Below are 20,166 nucleotides of genomic sequence, written 5' to 3' on the forward strand. Positions count from 1 at the left end.
AGCGTTGCGCACCCGACACTGAACACTATCACTCTAAGAAAACGAATCTAGGAGCCTTTCATGAAACTGAAGCAATGGCTGTCTTTGCCGCTCGCAGCGGCGCTTATCGCCGCGGCGCCGGCCATGGCCGCGGAGAAATTCCGCGTCGGTTATCTGCGCGTGATGGACGACGCGCAGGCCATCGTCGCGCAGGAAGGCGATTTCTACAAGAATGCCGGCCTGGACACCGAGCTGATCGAATTCAAGTCGGGCACCGACCTGATCAAGGCTATCGTTGGCGGTCAGGCCGACATCGGCGTGCTTGGCTTTACCAACGCGGTGGCCTGGGCATCCAAGGGCGCGGACCTGAAAGTCGTGGGCGGCGCGCAGCAGGGCTATCACTCGCTCGTCGTGCGCGATGACTCGGGTATCAACTCGATCGCCGATCTGAAAGGCAAGGTGCTGGCCTCGCAGCAAGAGGGCAGCACGGCCGATGTGGTGCTCAAGGGCGTCGTGCTCAAGGAAGGCAACCTGCAGCCGTCGGATGTGAACATCATGGGCGTGAGCCCGGCCGTGGCGGTGCAGTCGCTGGTGGGCAAGCGTGCGGACGCCGCTTTCCTGTTTGAGCCGTACGATCGCATCGCTCAGCTGGTCTCGCCGGTTAAACAGATCTACGAGGTGGGTCAGTCCTGGCCGTTCCCCTGCATGGTGGTGATCACCTCCGGCGAAGTGCTGGAAAAGCGCAAGAATGATGTCTGGGCCGCCCTGGACGCACAAAAAGAGGCCATCGATCTGCTCAAGAACGATCCCGAGAAGGCCTCCAAGCTCATCGCCTCCTACTTCATCGCGGAACCGACGCTCAAGACCTTAAAGCATGGCGAGATGCCGCGCGAGCAAGTCATTACCGACGCCATCAAGACGCAGGTCTTCACCGCCAAGCTGACCGACAAAGACGCGGCGCGCATGCAGGAAATCGCCGACATCTTGCAAGCGCAAGGCTCGCTCAAGACGCGCGATGGTAAGCCATACGATGTTTCCGGCATCATTGATTTGTCCTGGCAAGAGGCGCGTCAACTTTGAGTAACTCAACGCGTGTTACAGGGATGCGCAAGCACCTCGCCGGTGTGCTTGGCGTGGTGTTCATCCTGTTGTTGTGGCAGACGGCAGCCTGGGTATTGCCAGACTTTCTTATGCCGGGCGTGCCGGCAGTTTTAGAACGCTTGTATAGCGAGATTGGCGAGACCTCGTTTCACCAGGCGCTATTCGGTACGCTGAGCCGGCTGGGCGCAGGGTATGGCCTTGCTTTGCTGGCCGGTGTGGGATTTGGCCTGGTCGCGGCGGTGTTGACCTTCTTCCGCGAGGTGCTGCGCAGCGCGATCGTGATTCTGCAGTCGATTCCGTCGATCGCCTGGGTGCCGTTGTTTCTTATCCTGATGGGCTTTGGTAGTACGCCCATCATCGTGGTCGTTGCGCTCTCGGCGTTTTTCCCGGCAGCGCTGAGCGTCATGAACGCGACGGAATCGGTGCAGCGGGTGCATGTGTCGGCGGCGCGGGTGATGGGCGCCACGCGTTGGGGCTTGATCAAACGCGTTTATCTGCCGGCCGTCATGCCCGAACTCATCACCGGCGCGCAGCTGGCCTTTGGCAACGCGTGGCGTGCTTTGATTTCGGCGGAGATGTTGATCGGGTTTGGCAAAGGCCTTGGTCGCTCGCTCGCCTATTCGGGCGAGATCGCGGATATGACCGGGGTCATGGCGAATATTCTGGTCATCGCTATCCTGGCTGCGCTGATCGATCAACTGATTCTAGAGAATCTCAAGCATCGGTTATTGCGTTATCAATACGTGTGAGTCCCAGGCGAGCGGCGCGTGGTGCGTTGCTTGCCGCTAACCTTGCGTTCATGATTGCTATGTTCCCCCAGTCCTGGCTCGCCGTTCTACGCATTGCGCTATGTGTCGCGCTGTCTGCCGGCATGTCGGTCAACGCCGCACCCGCAGGGCAGGACAGCGGCGCGCCGACTGGTGTCTTCGCGCAAGCGCAAGCGCGTGGCGAGCTCATTGTGGGAATCCCGTATTTGCCTCCCGAGCCCGGTGCAGGAGCCAAGATCCGGTCGCCCGAACGCCTCGACGAGGCCATGGCACGGCGGCTTGGGCAGCAGTTGAATCTGCCGGTGAAGTTGGTGCAGGTTGATCCGACAGGCCGCGCCGCGGCGCTCGCCAGCGGACGCGTTGATCTCGTGCTTGCCGATCGGTTGGCCGCACCGCCGGCAAATGCCTTGGTTCATGAGCAGGTGTTAACCGCAGCGGTTCCGGGGACGGTGGCAGTCGCTACCGGTTATCGCGCGCGTCCCAAGGCAGTGATCCGCAGCGACACCACGCTGCGCCATTGGCGCGATGTTCAAGGCAAGACTGTTTGCATGTCCACGGCGGCGTTTCAGGCGCAGGCGCTGGCTCGACAATGGGGAGCGCAGGTACGCACCTACCGCGTGCCCTCGGACGCACTGGTGGCGGTGCGCGAAGGCGATTGCGACGTCGGCGTGATCGACGACGTAACCTGGCAGCCTTTGATGGAATTCCCCGAATGGAAGAAATTTTCTTCCACCTTGGCACCCGAAGGCGCGCATAGCGAACGCGTGTGGCTCTTAGCGGAAAACTCGGCTACCCAGGCATGGCTGGACTCTGCCATGCAGCAATGGCGTCGGGCCAAAGTGGTGCCGGCCATGATCGATCAATGGGCGCGCGATGTCGCGTTCGACGTTTATCTGGATCAAGAAGTCCCCGACTGCCACGGCGGTTAAAACGCGCGTAGGGCATGACAATGCGGCCGAGTGAGTGCAGCCGATGATGCCAGCGCGAGGCGATACACAGACACCAATTACCGCGCTCGCCTACAATCACGGCCATGAGCGACACATTGAGCGCCCCGTGCGCCTACGAAGAAGAGATCAAGAAAAGCCGCTTTGCAGCCTATGCGGCCCCCGTGGCGACTATCGAGGAAGCCATGGCGTTTTTCGCCCGGCATAGTGATCCCACGGCGACTCACAATTGCTGGGCTTATCGTATCGGCCAGCTGTATCGCTTCAATGACGATGGCGAGCCCGGCGGGACTGCGGGCAGGCCAATACTACAGGCCATCGAGGGCCAGGGCCTGGATCGCGTGGCGGTCCTAGTGGTGCGTTGGTTTGGTGGCGTCAAGCTCGGCGCTGGCGGCTTGGTCCGCGCCTATGGCGGCAGCGCCGCGCAGTGTCTGCGCCTTGGCCCCCGTATGCCCATTATCGAAACGAGGCAGGTAACATGCCGATGCGCGTATAGCGAGTTGCCCATTCTCAAATCGCGTATTCATCAATCTGGAGCGTCCGTCGAAGCCGAGACATTCGACGGGGACGGAGCATGTTTGCAGTTACGTGTACCGTGCGCGGCGTTGGAATCCCTTGAGCGCACGGTGGCGGATATCACGCGCGGCCGCTCACCCTGGGACGTGAGTTAGGGTGTTTGGCAGGAGCTTCAGCGGCGCATCTACCCCTGCCATCCGGACATCATTCTTGCGCTTACACTGCAGTGTGCTATCGGTCAGTATCGATACGTCGCAACGATATTTCCGCCGGTTTCCTTGAACCCGCGCTGACCGATCATATGGAACGCCCCGAGGTCCACCGACAAGTTGCGTGTGAGTTGACCTTGGACGCCGAGCTTTAACTGAGCGATATTGCGGCCGCTGTTCATCTGAGTCGTTGCGTCTTCCATACGCACCCGGTAGCCTTTGGTGGTGTGCCAAAAGCTCGCCTCGACGTGAGGGGTCACGGCGATCGCATATCCCGTATTGACACGCGCGGCGGCACGAACGGCGATCAGGGTTTGCCAGCGCGAGGCATTGTCGATCTCTACCGGGGTGCCGTCTGTGCCGTGCGTCCCCGGCGCGCGCACGTTTTGATAAATCAATTGCGCACGGGGCTGCAGCATAAAGCTCACGTTGTTGCGCTCTGCCAGCTTGATCCGCCAGCCTAGCTCGGTCGAGGCGGTGAATCCTTTCGAATGATAGCGATCCGAGATCGCGTCGCCACCGCGCACCCGATTGTCGAACCGGTTCCACAGGACCCAATTGTCCAGATACAGTCCGTGATGGGACGCAGGATTATTGACGTAGGCTGCATATGCACCCACACCGTGACCGTCTACACGTCCCCGACTGGTGTATGCGACATCGCTTGAGCGCGTCAGACCGTAATAATGACCGTACCCACCGAATAAACCCGCCTTGAACTGGCCGCCCGGCGTGTTGCGCGTCATCAGATCAAACCCCATTAACACCGAGTTTTTGTCGCCTTGGGTCGCCAACTTGCCGGAATCGTCTCGAAGACGCCCACGTGAGCCCGCATACATCGCCCACGCGCCGTTCGATTGCCCGCCCAAGCTGCCCCCACGTGCGGCTTCAGAGCGGCCGAGCAACGTCATTTGGAACATGGTGTTCGCGGCCCAGGCGTTGGAAACATACGTCCCGGCCTGCGGGTAGACGACAACGGGCCGCGAAGCGACCGGCGGCTCATTGGCCAGCAACGACGCGTGGGTTGGCTCGGCCTCGTATTGCGCGGTTTGTTCGGTTTCTTCGCTTGGGGGGACTGGTTCGCTTTGCTCGGCAAGGTCTTTGGACGTATCCGGGTCCTCTTCGTTTTCAGACGGCTTCAGGTTTTCTGTGACATGAGGGTACGCCTGCTGATTGGGTTTGCCAGCCTGATCCGATGTCGTGCCTGCAGCAGCATCCGGATCCGGCTCTGAGCCAGCCTCGGAGCCGTCCTCGGGCAGACTGCCATCGTCTTCCGAAGGACTTATGTCGTCGTGCCCCGGCGGCATGGATGGCGGGGACGGCGGGGATGGATTCTGCGAAGCATTCGGCGATGGCGCGTCCGATGGGCCAGCGGGACAAGTGTCATTGCCCTGATCAAGGAACTGGGACAGATGCCTGGATTCCGCAAGCCTGATATGGGTACTGGGTGACATTGAAGGGTCGGGCGCATTATCTTGGGCCTGCGCTTGCGACTCCAACGGTTCGATGCTCTGCGGTGCCCCGTCCGATTCGGCGGCGGATGGCGTATCCTGCGGCGTCGTGTCCCCGATTCCCCCGGTCGCCGGTGAATTTACGGATGGTGCCAACGGACTGTCCCATAAGCCCCGGGCTCTGGACCAGGCGTCCGAGGCGCCTTGGGCGATATAACCGCCCATGGACGTTTCGGTTGCCACCACATAAGCCGTGGTCAAGGCCGCGCCATAAACGAGCCATCGCTCTTGATTACCATGCGCTGCTGCCAACGCACCCAGGCTTCCCAGTATCCGGCCATTCAAGGCGCCGGCCGCGCCTCCCGCGCCGTTATCGACAGAGTCCATGGCGTGAGTTTGCTGATCGTTGACCATGCTGGGTTCGACATAGGGCGGGGCTTGTGCCGGGAGTGGAGAGTTATCGGCAACACCGGCATCGTCAGCGTCGTCATCCGGGCCGTCGGCGCCACGGTTGGGTCCGAATGGGCCCGCGCCCGTCAGCGCCGGCCCGGGTCCAGCGTCACCGGGTCCGGAGGCAGAGGTTGTGACTTCAATGGTGGGGCGTTGGGCAGCGACCGTCGCACGTATTGACGCTTCGGCGTCGGGCGGCGAGGCGTCGGGGTCGAGTATGTTATTAGACGCGAGTATCCGGTCTATTCGCTCCTGCAGTTCTGCTCGGCGCTTTGCTTGGTAGGCCAACTGCTCCTGTGTCAAGGTCGGAGGTTGCGGCGGGGGGCTCAAGAGTTGGCCCAGCTTGGCAAACATGTGGTGCTCTCGCGCCATCGCGTACTTCACGTGTGCGTCGATTCTCTGTTCGTCATTCGTAGTATTCGGCAAGGCGGCCGGGGAGTAAGGCATGGCAAGGTGGCGTGTGCTACGCTCCGCCTCACGAATCAGCGCGTCAAATGTCTTCGGCAGCTGCCCGTGCGTTTTAGTGGTATGGGTGCTTGACGGTGTAGAGACCTGGTGAGGCCGAGCCGCGGGGGGAGTTTGCGGAGACACGTGCGCCGCATCGGCTGTATCGGGTTCCGATCGTGAGGACCCAGATGTGGAAGGCGTAGCGATGAGGCTTTGCAGCGTAGAGAAAAGTCCGTGGTCGTGCGCCATCGCGTTGAGCGCTGGATCATCAGCGGCTGGTTGCTGAACACTCAAGTAACGCGGCAGCGGCTGGGCATCGTCCCGCCTTTCCGCTACGTCCGACAATGAAGGCAAGCTTCGTCCCGCATGGCGTTGCCGCTTTGCCTCGGGAAGTGGATCGGACGTCAAGTTACCCCGGGGAGAGGGTGTTGTCTCGCCTTCTGGCTCAGGATCGAGGAGGCCCCAGTCTCTATTCAGGCCTCCGCGTACTTCACGCAAGCGCCAGTGCAGCGGTGCGGACGAGGTATGAGCCGCAGGAGAGTCAGCAGGCTTGGAGGGCTGTTCGATTTCTTCCTCTTTCTCGGGATTCCCGCCCATTGCGTTCGGCGGGAACGAAAGAGGCGCAAGCGCGCTGATCAAGACGGATATTGTCAATGGCGCGCGACGGCCCGCGCCTCTGCGGTCGACCGTTCTCGCGCAACGTCGCGCGCAAGCGGGGTGAGTCTTATGGTGCATGTTTGCTCCTCGCATCCAGTGCCTGGTAAGTACCGGGGGAGAGGAGAGCGTTCCTGTAAAACAGGGTCGTTACGTCCGATTCGGCGAGGCAAACAAAATCCCCGCTACATCAAAGCACCTTAGTGCTCATGCAGCGGGGATCGATGCGACTTCAGACTGCCGTAACGCTCAGCGCGTCACGGTCTCGCCGGGCTTACTGTGCCTCGGCGCCGCCATTGCCAGCGCCTTGCGCGGCGGCGATTTCCTGGTGAACCTTTTCCATATCCAGGCCTTTTACCTTTTCCATCAGCTCGGACAGCTGGCCAGCCGACAGCGCGCCCGGTTGGGAAAAGAGCAGCACTTGTTCACGGAACACCATGATGGTGGGAATGGAACGAATGCCCAACGCGCCGGCCAGCTCCTGCTCGACGTCGGTGTTGACCTTGGCAAACGTCACATCCGGATGCTCGGCTGCGACTTGCTCGAACACGGGAGCGAAGCCCTTGCAGGGGCCGCACCAGGGTGCCCAAAAATCGATGATGACGGTGTTGTCGGCCTTGATCGATTCCTGGAACGTGGCTTGGGTGAGTTCGACGATATTGCTCATATCGGTATCCTTTACAGTAGGGTTTCAGGAAGCGACGCTACCTGTTTTCAGTGAGGCCAGTATTTCGTAAGAGCGCAAACGGTCTTCATGCCGATAAAAATCGGACACGATCATGACCTCGTCAGCCTGAGTACGCGCAATTAAGGTTTCCAGCCCCTGTTTGACGGTTTCCGGACCGCCGACGATGGACGCGGCCAGTTTTTGGTGCACAGCCTGCCGCTCCCATTCGTTCCACAGACCGTCCATGCTTTCGACGGGCGGCTGCAGGGGCAGGCGGTTGCCGCGTATCAACGATAGAAATTTCATTTGCTGGGTCGTCGCCAGCATGCGAGCCCGTTCGTCAGTATCGGCCGCGATAATCGGTACGCCTATCATGGCATACGGCCGCGACAAGGTGGCCGAAGGCTTGAACAGGTGCCGGTACAGGCGCATGGCTTCCATGCCTTCCGGCGAGAAATGCCCGGCAAAAGAAAAGGGCAGGCCAAGTTCTGCCGCCAGCCGAGCGCTGAAATCGCTCGATCCAAGCAACCAGATCGGAATATCCAGCCCCGCGCCAGGGATCGCCCGCACGGCTTGCTCGGGGCGCGCGGGGGCCAGGAATGCACGCAGCTCGGCCAATAATTCCGGGAAATCATAGCCACTGCGCGGGCCGCGGCCCAGCGCGCGCTGTGTGGCGCCATCGCTGCCCGGCGCGCGTCCCAGACCGAGATCGATACGGCCAGGGAACAGACTTTCCAACGTACCGAACTGCTCGGCAATAATTAACGGCGCATGGTTAGGCAGCATCACCCCACCCGAACCCACGCGCAACGATTTGGTGTGCGCGGCGACTTGGCCTATCAGCACGGCCGTGGCGCTACTCGCAATGCCAGTGATGTTGTGGTGTTCCGCTAGCCAGAACCGGTTATAGCCCCAACGCTCGACATGTTGGGCCAGATCCACCGTATTGCGAAACGCACCAGCGGCGTCGCCCCCTTGAACAATCGGGGCTAGATCCAAAACGGAAAACGGCACGCGGGCCAGTTCACTCATACAGCGGTCTCCGGAAAAACACAGCGCTAAAAAGGAAGCGATCTATAAATAGATCGCCATAGCCCAAGTGTATAGGCGAAATGAAAAGGGGGCGCGATCAACCGTGTCGTCGATCAGGTTGATAGTCGGAGTCAATGGCGATGGGCGCGCAAGCCTCGTGCCCACTGTAGTTCATGGGCTTTGTCCATCGCCATAAGGCGAAGGCCGAAACGGATGCGAGGCGGTCGTCGCGGCCCTTGCCCTGACGACTTTCCTTAGCCCATCGCGGGCTTGAGCAGGTCCCCAAGCAGCGCGTACGCGAACCCGAAATAGATGAACATGCCAAGTAAATCCATGATGGATGTGATCAGCGGCGAAGACAGCGTCGCGGGGTCCGTGCCGATACGGCGTGCGATAAAGGGCAAGAGCGCGCCGATCACGCCGCCGACCGCCGTGCACGTGAACATGGACAGGCCCACCACCAGCAATACATCCATGCCGACGCCTTTGGAGAAGTACGCCAGCACCGCCTCCAGAATCGCGATGGACACGCCCAGCATCACGGTCACGGGCAGCTCACGCTTGATGACGAACCAGACATCGCGCCAGCGCAGCTTCAAGTCGCCCAGCGCCATGGCGCGAATCACCAGGGCGGCCGACTGGCTCCCGGTGTTCCCGCCCATGTCGATGATGGGGGCGATAAAAGCCGCGAGCACGATGACCTCCGAGAGGATTTCCTCTTGCGCCGCCACGAAGGTGCTGGTGATGATGCCAAAGATCGTCAGGATCGCCAGCCAGAACACACGCACCTTGAACATCTGTTTGAAGGGCGACGCGATCATGTCCAGATCCGGACCGCCTAGCGACGACGTGCCGCCAAAGCGCGCGAGCTGCGTGGCATCCTGCTCGCGTTCAATATCCATCGCATCGTCCACCGTGACGATACCGATCATCCTTTCGCCGCCGTTGATGACGGGCAATGCCAACAGGTCATAGTCGCGGATCATCTCCGCGGCCTGCTCGCGCGGCCATTCGGCGCGAGCGAACACCGGCTCCGCGCGCATCGTTGCGCTGATCAGGGCTTTTTCGTCAGCCAGGACTAATTCGCGCAGCGACACGGTACCGCACAGGCGTTGCTCGCTGTCGACCACGTAGATGACGTAAATCGTCTCTTTATTGGGCGCAGTGGCGCGCACATGCGCGAGCGCTTCGGCCACGCTCATGTCTGGCGATACGTATACATAGTCCGAGTTGGTGACCGAGCCGACGGTGCCTTCGGGATAGGAAGCCAGTTTGAGAATATCGTCGCGTTCGACCTTTGCCAGCGCCGGCAGGAGTTTCTGCTTGGCTTCTTCGCTCAGGCGGTTGAACAGGTCGGCGCGATCGTCCGATGGCATCTGCTCAAAGAGTTGCACAATCGAATCCCGGGGCATTACGCGCAGCAGGACATCCTGGCGATGATCTGGGAAATGCGAAAACAGCTCCGCGCGATCTTGCGCGGGAAGCTTCATCAACAGTTCGACGATTTCCTCGTCAGGGAGCACATCCAGCGCTTCGACCAAATCCGTGGGGTGAGTGTGCCGGATGGTATCGACCAGGGCCGTCGCGTCGAGAGACTGGGCCAGAGTCTCTAGGGTCATCAACAGTTTTTCGCGGTTCATTTGTTGTTCTCCTTTTCTGTGATGATGCGCATGCAAACGCAGGGGCAAGTACGAAGGTTGTCCTGCGTGGCCAAGCGAGACGCGGCTTCAACGTCTGAGTGCCGTGATTGCGGACATACCGTTGACTGGGCGCAAAAAGGAAAAGTTCCCGAAAAGCTGAGGGTTAACCCGAATTTATTAAAAAGGTGCAACCGCGCACGCCCGCATTCGAAGCGGTGAGCGGTCATGGAGGAGGTAGGGGATGAAGACGAGGCGCTGAGGAGGGGCCGTTAAGACCCATGCGCTGCGAAAGACTAGCTAAGCCGATGGAGGCGAAGCGCGCTCCGAGCCTACGGCGCGCTCCAGGGCCGAGGCTGGGGGGGCGCCACGACATTGCGTCGCGGGCACCCCGGCCCAGCGGCCGTTAACCCGGGAAAAACGCGTACCGGATAACGAAGAGCGCGGCCACCAGCCAGGTCGCCGCGTGAATCATGCGGAACTTGCCGGTAAAGGTCTTGAGCACCACGTAGCTGATAAAGCCGAACGCCAAGCCATTGGCGATGGAATACGTAAACGGCATGACCAGCGTCGTCAGCGCGGCCGGCGTCGCCTCGGACACGTCGTCCCAATTAATGTCGATCAGTTCACGCATCATCAGGCCCGCGACATACAGCAGGGCAGGCGCAGTCGCATAAGCCGGCACCGAGCCCGCCAGCGGCGAAATAAAGAGAGCGGCAAGAAACAGAACGCCGACCACCAAGGCCGTCATGCCGGTGCGGCCGCCAGCCTGCACGCCCGAGGCGCTTTCAACATAGGCGGTGGTGCTGCTCGTACCCAACATCGAGCCAGCCACAATCGCCGTGCTGTCGGCGAAAAGCGCGCGTCCCAGTCGGCTAGGGCGATTTTCCTGCACAAGTCCGGCGCGCTTGGCCACACCCATCAAGGTACCCGTCGCATCGAACACCTCCACCAGGACAAACACCAGAATCACATGCACGAAACCCGTGTGCAGCGCGCCCACAATGTCCATTTGCATGAACGTCGGCGCCAAGGTCGGCGGGGGCGAAATAATGCCGTGGAAGGAATTGTGACCCGTCAGCATCGACAGCACGGTAACGGCGATGATGCCGATCAAAATCGCGCCACGCACGCGCAAAGCGTCCAGCACCGCGATAATGAAAAACCCGAGGATGGCGAAGAGCGGCGCGGGCTCGCGCAGGTCGCCCAGCGTCACCATCGTCGCTGGATGCGGCACTACGATTTTGGCCGAGGACAGTGCGATGATGGCCAGGAACAAGCCGATGCCGGCGGCGATCGCGCTACGTAATGAGTGCGGAATCCCCTTGATCAGCCATGCGCGGATACCGGTCATCGTCAGCACAAGAAAGATCACGCCGGAGATAAATACCGCGCCCAGCGCCTGCTGCCATGTATACCCCATGGTCTGAACGACGGTGAACGCGAAAAACGCGTTTAAGCCCATGCCGGGTGCCATGCCGATGGGCCAGTTCGCCACGAACGCCATGATGAACGAACCCAACGCCGCCGCCAGACACGTCGCGACGAAAACCGCATCGCGATCCATCCCGGTAGAGGAAAGGATATTGGGATTGACGAAAATGATGTACGACATCGTCAAGAACGTCGTCAGGCCCGCGACGATCTCGGTACGCGCATTCGTACCGTGTTCGCGCAGGTTGAATAGCTTCTCCAGCATGGCAGGGTTCCCGGTTAAGGTTTTTGTAGGATCAACAATCCGACATTTTCGCACCAGATGTAAACTCGCGACCATGATCATTCTAGGTTTTGAAAGCTCGTGCGATGAAACGGGGGTTGCAGCCGTATGCACCGAGCGCGGACTGCTTTCGCACGCCCTGCATTCGCAAATCGCCATGCACCAGGAATATGGGGGCGTGGTGCCCGAGCTCGCATCGCGTGACCACATACGGCGCGCCGTGCCATTGGCGCGCCAGGTGTTGGAAGAGGCCGGCCTGACGCTCGACGATATCGACGCGGTGGCCTATACGGCAGGGCCGGGCTTGGCTGGCGCTCTGCTGGTTGGTGCGAGCGTCGCCCAGTCCTTCGCGTGGTCGCGCGGACTGCCAGCGATTCCGGTCCATCACCTGGAGGGGCATTTGCTCTCTCCCTTGCTGGACACGCCGCGGCCGGAATTCCCGTTCGTCGCGCTGCTGGTATCCGGCGGGCATACCCAGCTCATGCGCGTCGATGGCGTGGGCCGCTATGAATTATTGGGCGAGACGCTCGACGATGCGGCGGGCGAGGCCTTCGATAAATCGGCCAAACTGTTGGGCCTGGGATACCCCGGGGGCCCCGCGTTGTCTCGCATGGCCGCGCAAGGCGATGTGCGCCGGTTTACGTTGCCGCGCCCCATGCTGCATAGCGGCGATCTGGATTTCAGCTTTAGCGGCCTGAAAACCGCTGTGCTGACCAAGGTCAAGGAAGCCGAACGGGCGGGGCAGTCGCTCGACGATCAAACCCGCGCCGATTTGGCTGCCGCGACGCAAGCCGCGATCGTTGACGTGCTGGTCGCGAAGGCGATCAAGGCATTACGCAGAACGGGGCTCAAGCGTCTGGTCGTGGCCGGTGGCGTGGGCGCCAATCAGCTGTTGCGTGCACAGCTGGCCGATGCCTTGCGTCCTCTGCGCGGCAAGGCGTATTTCCCGCCATTGGCCTTATGCACCGACAATGGCGCGATGATTGCCTTCGCCGCTGCCGAACGCGTCAAGGCGGGTCTGGTGGATTTGAAGTCCGGCGTGCACGCGTTTACCGTGCGCCCACGCTGGGATCTGGCCGACGTCTGCGTGCCATCCTGACGGATTGCCACGGTGCTTATTTCTTTTTAGACCCGATCCGGCTTTCCGTGCCTGACATCAAGCGGCCTATATTGGCGCGGTGACGATAGAACAGCAACACGGTAATCAGAACCAACGCAGCGCCTACGGGCGCCTGCGCATACCAGGCTACGCCTGAGCCGAACACGTAGTAGACCGGCGCAAAGAATGCCGCCACCAGGGCCGCGAGCGAAGAATAGCGGCTGAACACCGCGACGATGATCCAGGTGGCCGCCGTGGCCAATGCCAGCATCGGGTGCACCGCCAGCAGCACTCCCAGCGCTGTCGCGACGCCCTTGCCCCCCTTAAAGCCTAAAAAGATCGGGTACAGGTGCCCCAGGAAAACGGCCAGGGCCACCAGCGCGTACACCGTCCACGACAGTCCCGGCGCGAGCGTTTGCGCCAGCCAGAGCGCAAACCAGCCCTTTGCCGCATCACCGATTAACGTCAATGCCGCCGCTGCCTTGTTGCCAGAGCGCAATACATTGGTCGCGCCCGGATTGCCCGAGCCGTACTTGCGGGGGTCCTGCAATCCCATGACTTTGCTTACCACCACGGCGAACGGAATCGAACCGATCAGGTAGGCCAGGCCAATCAACGCGGCGCAGAGCAGGGTGGAAGGGGCAGTGTGCACCATGAGAGAGCATCCGTTGCATAGAGTGTCGTGGCTGCGGATTCTACCGCGCGCGGCGTCTGGACGCGTCCCGGGTTATCCATGGGGCGCGGGATTTCGGATCATCGGCGGTACAATCGACCGCGTTTTCCTTGCTGTGTTAATTCTGGGTGCCCAATGCGAATACTGGTGTCGAACGACGATGGCTACACTGCTCCAGGCCTCGAAGCGCTGGTAGAAGCCCTGCAAGGGCTGGGCGACATCACCGTCGTGGCCCCAGAAACGAATCATAGTGGGGCGTCGAACTCGTTGACTCTGAACCGGCCGCTGACGGTGAGAACCGCCGCGAACGGCTTTGTGTGCGTGAATGGCACGCCCTCCGACTGCGTCCACGTGGCGCTCACCGGCTTGATGGAATCCCGCCCCGACTTGGTCGTGTCTGGCATCAATAATGGTGCCAATATGGGCGACGACACGCTGTATTCCGGCACGGTGGCCGCGGCTGCCGAAGCTTACTTGTTTGGAATCCCCGCGATTGCGTTTTCCCTGGTCGAAAAGGGCTGGGAACATATCGATGCCGCCGCGCGTATCGCCCGGCAGGTCGTCGAACGCCAGATCGCGCAGCCCCTGGCTCCCCCGGTCTTGCTGAACGTCAATATCCCTTGTCTGCCCTATGAGCAGATCGATGGGTGGCAAGTGACACGCCTGGGTAAGCGTCATCCTTCCGAGCCGGTTGTACGCTCCACCACGCCCTATGGCGACACGGTGTATTGGATCGGGCCGGTGGGGCTGGCCGCGGACGCTTCGCCGGGCACGGACTTTCATGCCATCTCGCAGCGCAAAGTCTCGCTTACGCCGTTGCGTCTCGATTTGACGCAGCACAGCCAGCTGGATGAATTGCGCGAATGGGCGGATCCATTATGCGCAAACCCGTAAATCCCTTTGGGTCCGTGCCTGCGCCGGATCGCCGCCGGACCTCGGGCGGCGTGACGTCCGTCGCAGGCTTTACTCCCACGAATAGTAATACCCGCATTTCGCCCGCGGTTCTCTCGCGACCCGCGCCGTCCAGCACGCCCGCTAACCCCGCCGCGAATCCAGGCTTGAGCTCGGACCGTCTGCGGCAGGCTATGGTGCAACGGCTACGTGCCCAGGGCATCAGCGACGAGCGGGTACTGGACGCGATGGCGGCCGTGCCGCGTCATGTGTTTGTGGACGAAGCGCTGGCAAGTCGCGCTTATGAGGATGCGGCCCTGCCGATCGGGCATTCTCAGACGATCTCGCAGCCTTGGGTAGTGGCCCGTATGATTGCCGCCGTGTGCGAGGACCGCACGCCTGCGCGCGTGCTCGAAGTCGGCGCGGGCTGCGGCTACCAGGCTGCCGTGTTAGCGCAACTTATCCGCGAAGTGCATGCCATCGAGCGTATCCGCGGTTTGTTCGAAATGGCGCGCACAAACCTGCGCGCCTTACGTCTGGCGACCCGAGTACGGCTCATCCATGGCGATGGCATGGTAGGCTTGCCGAGTTTGGCGCCGTTCGATGCTATCGTTGTGGCTGCCGCTGGGCTGGCGATTCCGCAAGCACTGCTGACGCAGTTAGCACCCGGCGGACGCTTGATCGCGCCCGAGGGCGACACGCATCAGCGTCTGGTATTGATCGAGCGCACCGGCGCTTCCAGTTGGAAGCGCACCGAATTAGAAGCAGTACGGTTCGTGCCTTTGCGAGCCGGCATTCAAACTTGAGCGACAGGAGAATTACATGCTCAACGGGCAGTTGCCACTGACCACGTTTGCTATACCCCGGATGTCGTCGTCCCGACGCGTTTTGTTGGTGTCCGGTGTCCTAGGTCTGGCACTGATCACCGGTTGCTCGTCGACGCCCAACAGCCGCGCGCCGGTGGTGGATTTGTCCAAGCAGCCGCCGACCAGCGGTACGGCCGCTCCTGGCGGTACGTATGTCGTCAAGCCTGGGGATACGCTTTTTCAGATCGCACGTAACCATGGCGTGAGCATTCAGAACTTGCGCCAATGGAACAACATCAGTGACGCCAATCAGCTGAACGTGGGACAAGTGCTCCGGCTGGGACCCGGCGCTAGTACTGGCGCCGTCGCCGGCTCGACCTCCGGCGCGTCGACCTCGGGCCCGGCGGCCACGCCATCGCCTGTCGTGTCGCCCACCACGCCGTCCACGGGCTCCGCGACCGATACGACGCCTCCTGCTGGCGGCACGACCGCACCGACCGGCAACACCGCCACGACGCCCACGGCGACCATTCCGGCGCCCGCGACACCGTCCAAGCCGCGCGCTGCCGACGCCAATCTCATTAGCTGGGGTTGGCCGGCCAACGGCCCGATTATTCAGACGTTCACCACGGCGAACAAAGGCATCGATATCGGTGGGGCGCTGGGCGCTCCGGTCGTCGCCGCCGCCGATGGCAAAGTCATGTATAGCGGCAATGGCGTGCGTGGCCTGGGCAACCTGATCATCGTGAATCACGATAACGGCTTTATCACGGCCTACGCGCATAACCAGACCTTGCTCGTAAAAACCGGCGAAGCGGTCAAGCGCGGCACCAAGATCGCCGAGATCGGCCAAAGCGACACCACCTCGCCACGGCTGCATTTCGAGATCCGCCGCCAAGGTACGCCTGTAGACCCGCTGCAGTATCTGCCTGCGCGATGACACCGACGCTGGTCTTTGACCTGGAAACGCTCCCCGATGTCGATGGGCTGCGCAAGCTCAACGGCTGGGGCGCGGACGTGCCCGATGGCGAGGTCGCGGAACGCGCGTTTCAAGCGCGCCGCGAGGCCGTCGGACATGATTTTCTGCCGCTGCATCTTCAGCGCATTGCCGTCATCGGTTGCGTGTTTCGGGATGAAAAAGGCTTTCGGGTGAAAACCTTGGGGCAGCCTGGCGATTCGGAAGCCACGCTGATTCACCAGTTTTTCAAGATCATCGATCACTACACACCGCGTCTGGTCAGCTGGAATGGATCGGGTTTTGATCTGCCCGTGTTGCACTATCGCAGCCTGATTCATGGTGTCGCGGCGCCCCGATATTGGGATCTCGGTGACGAAGACCGCGACTTCAAATACAACAACTACATCAGCCGCTATCACAATCGACATATCGATCTGATGGATTTGCTGGCGAAGTACAACGGGCGGGCCAATGCACCCTTGGACGAATTGGCCAAGCTCTGCGGTTTCCCGGGCAAACTGGGGATGGATGGTAGCCAGGTCTGGCCCGCATGGCAGGAAGGGCGTGCCGATGAAATCCGCGCGTATTGCGAGACCGATGTGGTCAACACCTGGTTGGTGTATTGCCGGTTTCGCTTGCTGCGCGGCGAATTGGATGCTGTCTCCTACCAGGCCGAGGTGGATCTGGTTCGCGAGACCTTATCGGCAAGTGACGCCGCGCATTGGCGGGAATACATGACCGCCTGGGACGCCTGAGCGGCACGCAATCGACTGAAATATTCGCGGCGGATTCGAAATCGGCGCGTAACGGGTCTGAGCCGACAATGGCTTCGCGTTCACCTCATTAAGGAGACCAATATGTCCCGAATCGCGATCCGTTCTTCTCTGGCTGCCCTGGGTTTCATCGTTGCCGCCGCCGGTGTATCCGGCACGGCGATAGCGGCCCCCGATCCGCAGCCGACCACGGCACAGGCCAAACACCATGATGGCAAGCAAGCTGGCCAACATCGCCATGGGCATCACGGCAAGCATCATCATGGTCACGCCATGCGTGATGCGGTCATGGTGCCGGGCGTGGGTCCCTTGTCCAAGCAGCAAGTCGAGTCGCTGAAGCTCGATGCCGAGCAGCAAGCTGCCTTCGATGAAGCTAAGCAAGCCCAAGGCGATCTGTTCAAATCGATGCGCGAGAGCCGTGGCCAACGCCACCAATTGCTGGACAACCAGATCAAGAGCGGCAAGCTCGACCCGCGCGCCCTGGTCGCCGAACAAGACTCTCAAAAGGCCGAATTCCACAAACAATCCGACACGGTGCGTGGTAAGTGGCTGGCCGCTTGGGACACCCTGAATGCCGACCAACAGAAGCAGGTAACCGAGTGGGTCAAGGCGCGCCAGGAAAAGATGGAAGCGCTCAAGGCCAAGAAGCAAGAGCGTCAAGCCAAACGCGAGGCCGCGCGTAGCGGTCAAGCGGAAAGCGCGAAGCAGATTGCTCCCGCCACCCCGGCTAACTAAGGCCAACGTCGCGATGCGCAGCGGGGTGCAAGGCCCCGCCGCCGTCGGATTCGATTAACCACGCGAGGCGCGAGCCCGCGTGGTTTTTCTTTGCGCCGCAGGCGTGCTTGCCCGATGCCCCAAGGCAGGGCGTGGTCACAAACTGCGCATTGTTTTCGTGCGCCCGCCGGTGCGCTGCTGCACTGCTGTGGTGCTTGAGAGGTACCTTGTCCCAAGGACCGACACCCCACGCGCATGGCTTAAAAGTTGGCACGGATACTGCTTTAAGAGGCATACACCAGGATGCAGCATTCGATGCGCATCCCGGCGATTAGAAAAACGGCATCGCGCCGTCATCCCTTTTAAATGCGCACAGGATTCGCACCATGAAACGCACGCTGCTTGCCTTGCCCTTTGTGTTATCGGCCAGTTTTGCCTCGATTTCCCATGCAGAATCTACGGACCTGGGAGCGGGTTTCTCGCTGAGCGGTAACGCCGCGATTGTCAGTGACTACCGCTTCCGGGGCTACTCGCAGACGAACTTCCGGCCCGCCGCACAACTGGGTTTTGATCTGAGCCACACCTCGGGCTTCTATCTGGGTAACTGGAACTCCAACGTGTCCGATTACGTGTTCCCAGACGGCAACCTGGAAATGGACTTTTATGGTGGCTGGACGGGCGCGTTGGGTGACAGCGGCCTGGACCTGGATGTCGGCGTCCTCTACTACTACTATCCGGGCTCGAAGTCGCCCAAGGGCCATGCGTACAACAACACCGATCTTTATATCGGCTTGAGCCACGGCGGCTATTCGTTGAAGTATTCCTACACGCCCAGCGATTTCTTCAGCACCCCGGATAGCAAGGGTACCTGGTATCTGGACGGCACGGCCGAGTTCGATCTGGGCAATGGCTGGGGCCTGGTCGCGCACGTCGGCTATCAAAAGCTGAAAAAGCAAGTGGACATGGACGGCAACGACATCGGCCATTATGTGGACTACAAGCTCGGCGTGACCAAGGATCTGAATGGCTGGGTCGTGGGTCTGGCCGCGGTGGGGGCATCGAAGGACAACTGGCTGCCCACCAAGAATGGTCACCCGTCGGGACGCCTGGGCGCCGTCGCCTCGCTGTCGCGCGAGTTTTAATCCGGGTTTAAGCGCGGGGCGCGTTTAACGGGGACGCGCCAGACAGGCTTTGGCTTCCTCTTTTACAATGCCCGGTTGCCCAAATCAGCCTGGATTGCACTAGAAATGGCCGAAGTACTGAATATCGAGTCCCTGGACCTCGAGGCCCGGGGAATCGCGCGCCGCGACGGCAAGGTGGTTTTCGTCGAAGGCGCCTTGCCCAATGAACGCGTCACCGCCGATACGGTGCGGCGCAAACCGTCGTATGAAATCGCCCGCGTGGCGGAAATTCTGCGACCCTCATCGTTGCGCGTTGCGCCGCGTTGCCCGCATTTCGGGGTGTGCGGCGGCTGTGCCATGCAGCACCTGGAGCCCACCGCCCAGGTCGCGATCAAACAGCGCGCGCTGGAAGACGGATTCTGGCACGTGGGTAAACTGCGGCCGCAGCGCATGTTGCCGCCGCTGCATGGCCCGACCTGGGGCTACCGTTATCGCGCGCGCCTGTCCGTGCGCGTGGTACCTAAAAAGGGCGGTGTGCTCGTCGGCTTTCACGAGCGCAAGAGCAGCTACGTGGCCGATATTCGCGAATGCCACGTGTTGCCCAGGCATGTCAGCGATCTGTTGTTGCCCTTGCGCGCGATGATCGGCTCCATGTCCAAGCCCGACCGTATGCCACAGATCGAAGTGGCGTTGGGCGAGGGCGTGACAGCCCTGGTGCTGCGTCATCTGGAGCCACTGACCGACGGCGACATCGCTATCTTGCGTGCCTTCGCGGCAAAGCATCAGGTGCAATGGTGGCTGCAGCCGAAAGGCCCGGACACGGTCCATGCGCTGGAACGTGCCGACGAAGACGCATTGGCTTATACGATGCCGCAGTTCGGCTTGCGTATGCCATATCGGCCAACGGATTTCACACAGGTCAATCACGCCATCAATCGCGCCATGGTCGCGCGTGCTTTGATGCTGTTAGAGGTGCAGCCCACCGACCGTGTCGCGGATTTGTTCTGTGGCCTGGGCAACTTCACATTGCCTTTGGCCACGCAGTGCCGCGAGGCAGTGGGCGTGGAGGGCAGCAAGGCCCTGACGGATCGCGCGCTCGACGCCGCCTCGCGTCACGGGCTCGCGGAACGAACCAGCTTCGCGACGCTGAACCTCTTTGAGGTGGATGTCGAATGGTTGCGCGGACTTGGTTATTTCGACCGGATGCTTATCGATCCGCCACGCGAGGGTGCGCAAGCCGTGGCCCAGGCCTTGGCGTTGCTGACGCCAGAAGAGCGGCCACGCCGTATCGTGTATGTGTCGTGCAACCCGGCTACGCTCGCTCGCGATGCCGCGATCATGGCGCACGAAGGCGGCTACGTCCTCAAGAGCGCGGGCGTGATCAACATGTTCCCGCATACGGGGCACGTTGAGTCGATCGCGGTGTTCGAATCGCTGCCCGCCGAGGAAGTATTGGCCGTGCAAGAGCAGACGCGATTGAGAAAGGCGAAAGAGGCCGCCGACGCCGCGGCTGCGGCTGCAGTTGCGGCTGCGGCCTGACAGCGTCGGTTGGTTACG

General features: G+C 61.3%; 18 protein-coding genes. 12 read left to right on the plus strand and 6 right to left on the minus strand.

What is annotated here, in order from left to right; all coding sequences use genetic code 11:
* Window positions 1–60 precede the first annotated feature (60 nt).
* From GOQ25_RS16360 to GOQ25_RS16375, 4 genes are all read left to right on the plus strand, one after another.
* The gene (locus GOQ25_RS16360) at window positions 61–1,059 is read left to right on the plus strand and encodes an ABC transporter substrate-binding protein (RefSeq protein ID WP_160351542.1); all 999 of its coding nucleotides are present in this window, start codon (window positions 61–63) and stop codon (window positions 1,057–1,059) included.
* Window positions 1,056–1,829, plus strand: coding sequence for an ABC transporter permease (locus tag GOQ25_RS16365; RefSeq protein ID WP_160351543.1), 774 nt, complete (start codon window positions 1,056–1,058; stop codon window positions 1,827–1,829). Before GOQ25_RS16360 ends, GOQ25_RS16365 begins: the two co-directional genes overlap by 4 nt.
* Window positions 1,830–1,879: 50 nt before the next feature.
* Window positions 1,880–2,776: a transporter substrate-binding domain-containing protein gene (locus tag GOQ25_RS16370; protein WP_370519981.1), complete on the plus strand. Its 897-nt coding sequence runs from the start codon at window positions 1,880–1,882 to the stop codon at window positions 2,774–2,776.
* Between the two features lie 104 nt (window positions 2,777–2,880).
* Window positions 2,881–3,465: a YigZ family protein gene (locus tag GOQ25_RS16375; RefSeq protein WP_160351545.1), complete on the plus strand. Its 585-nt coding sequence runs from the start codon at window positions 2,881–2,883 to the stop codon at window positions 3,463–3,465.
* An 83-nt stretch (window positions 3,466–3,548) separates the two neighbouring features.
* On the opposite strand, the gene GOQ25_RS16380 is transcribed toward GOQ25_RS16375, so the two are convergent.
* From GOQ25_RS16380 to GOQ25_RS16400, 5 genes are all read right to left on the minus strand, one after another.
* Window positions 3,549–5,867: an autotransporter outer membrane beta-barrel domain-containing protein gene (locus tag GOQ25_RS16380; protein WP_160351546.1), complete on the minus strand. Its 2,319-nt coding sequence runs from the start codon at window positions 5,865–5,867 to the stop codon at window positions 3,549–3,551.
* A 928-nt stretch (window positions 5,868–6,795) separates the two neighbouring features.
* Window positions 6,796–7,188 (minus strand): thioredoxin, encoded by a 393-nt coding sequence (gene trxA, locus GOQ25_RS16385; RefSeq protein ID WP_160351547.1) that lies wholly within the window; start codon window positions 7,186–7,188, stop codon window positions 6,796–6,798.
* Between the two features lie 24 nt (window positions 7,189–7,212).
* Window positions 7,213–8,220, minus strand: coding sequence for an LLM class flavin-dependent oxidoreductase (locus GOQ25_RS16390; RefSeq protein WP_160351548.1), 1,008 nt, complete (start codon window positions 8,218–8,220; stop codon window positions 7,213–7,215).
* 254 nt (window positions 8,221–8,474) lie between these two features.
* Entirely contained in the window at window positions 8,475–9,860 is a 1,386-nt protein-coding gene (gene mgtE, locus GOQ25_RS16395) for a magnesium transporter (protein ID WP_160351549.1), read from the minus strand.
* A gap of 403 nt (window positions 9,861–10,263) precedes the next feature.
* The gene (locus tag GOQ25_RS16400) at window positions 10,264–11,556 is read right to left on the minus strand and encodes an NCS2 family permease (RefSeq protein ID WP_160351550.1); all 1,293 of its coding nucleotides are present in this window, start codon (window positions 11,554–11,556) and stop codon (window positions 10,264–10,266) included.
* A 73-nt stretch (window positions 11,557–11,629) separates the two neighbouring features.
* Between GOQ25_RS16400 and tsaD the strand changes: the two genes are divergently transcribed.
* On the plus strand, window positions 11,630–12,673 hold the full coding sequence (tsaD, locus tag GOQ25_RS16405; protein WP_160351551.1) for a tRNA (adenosine(37)-N6)-threonylcarbamoyltransferase complex transferase subunit TsaD: 1,044 nt from the start codon (window positions 11,630–11,632) through the stop codon (window positions 12,671–12,673).
* 16 nt (window positions 12,674–12,689) lie between these two features.
* Here the strand turns inward: tsaD and plsY are convergent, their stop codons facing one another.
* A complete protein-coding gene (gene plsY, locus GOQ25_RS16410) occupies window positions 12,690–13,328 on the minus strand; it encodes a glycerol-3-phosphate 1-O-acyltransferase PlsY (protein ID WP_160351552.1) in 639 nt (212 codons plus the stop codon).
* Between the two features lie 153 nt (window positions 13,329–13,481).
* On the opposite strand from plsY, the gene surE reads away from it, so the two are divergent.
* From surE to rlmD, 7 genes are all read left to right on the plus strand, one after another.
* A complete protein-coding gene (gene surE, locus GOQ25_RS16415) occupies window positions 13,482–14,240 on the plus strand; it encodes a 5'/3'-nucleotidase SurE (protein ID WP_160351553.1) in 759 nt (252 codons plus the stop codon).
* Window positions 14,225–15,043, plus strand: a complete 819-nt coding sequence (locus GOQ25_RS16420) for a protein-L-isoaspartate(D-aspartate) O-methyltransferase (protein ID WP_160351554.1) — start codon at window positions 14,225–14,227, stop codon at window positions 15,041–15,043. Before surE ends, GOQ25_RS16420 begins: the two co-directional genes overlap by 16 nt.
* A gap of 16 nt (window positions 15,044–15,059) precedes the next feature.
* The gene (locus tag GOQ25_RS16425; protein ID WP_160351555.1) at window positions 15,060–15,983 is read left to right on the plus strand and encodes a peptidoglycan DD-metalloendopeptidase family protein; all 924 of its coding nucleotides are present in this window, start codon (window positions 15,060–15,062) and stop codon (window positions 15,981–15,983) included.
* On the plus strand, window positions 15,980–16,756 hold the full coding sequence (locus GOQ25_RS16430) for a 3'-5' exonuclease (RefSeq protein WP_160351556.1): 777 nt from the start codon (window positions 15,980–15,982) through the stop codon (window positions 16,754–16,756). Before GOQ25_RS16425 ends, GOQ25_RS16430 begins: the two co-directional genes overlap by 4 nt.
* 102 nt (window positions 16,757–16,858) lie before the next feature.
* A complete protein-coding gene (locus GOQ25_RS16435) occupies window positions 16,859–17,509 on the plus strand; it encodes a hypothetical protein (RefSeq protein ID WP_160351557.1) in 651 nt (216 codons plus the stop codon).
* A 365-nt stretch (window positions 17,510–17,874) separates the two neighbouring features.
* Entirely contained in the window at window positions 17,875–18,630 is a 756-nt protein-coding gene (locus tag GOQ25_RS16440) for a TorF family putative porin (protein ID WP_160351558.1), read from the plus strand.
* A gap of 105 nt (window positions 18,631–18,735) precedes the next feature.
* A complete protein-coding gene (gene rlmD / locus GOQ25_RS16445; RefSeq protein WP_160351559.1) occupies window positions 18,736–20,148 on the plus strand; it encodes a 23S rRNA (uracil(1939)-C(5))-methyltransferase RlmD in 1,413 nt (470 codons plus the stop codon).
* Window positions 20,149–20,166: the final 18 nt, after the last annotated feature.

Source organism: Bordetella sp. 15P40C-2 (genome assembly GCF_009763235.1).
Taxonomy (GTDB): domain Bacteria; phylum Pseudomonadota; class Gammaproteobacteria; order Burkholderiales; family Burkholderiaceae_B; genus Bordetella_A.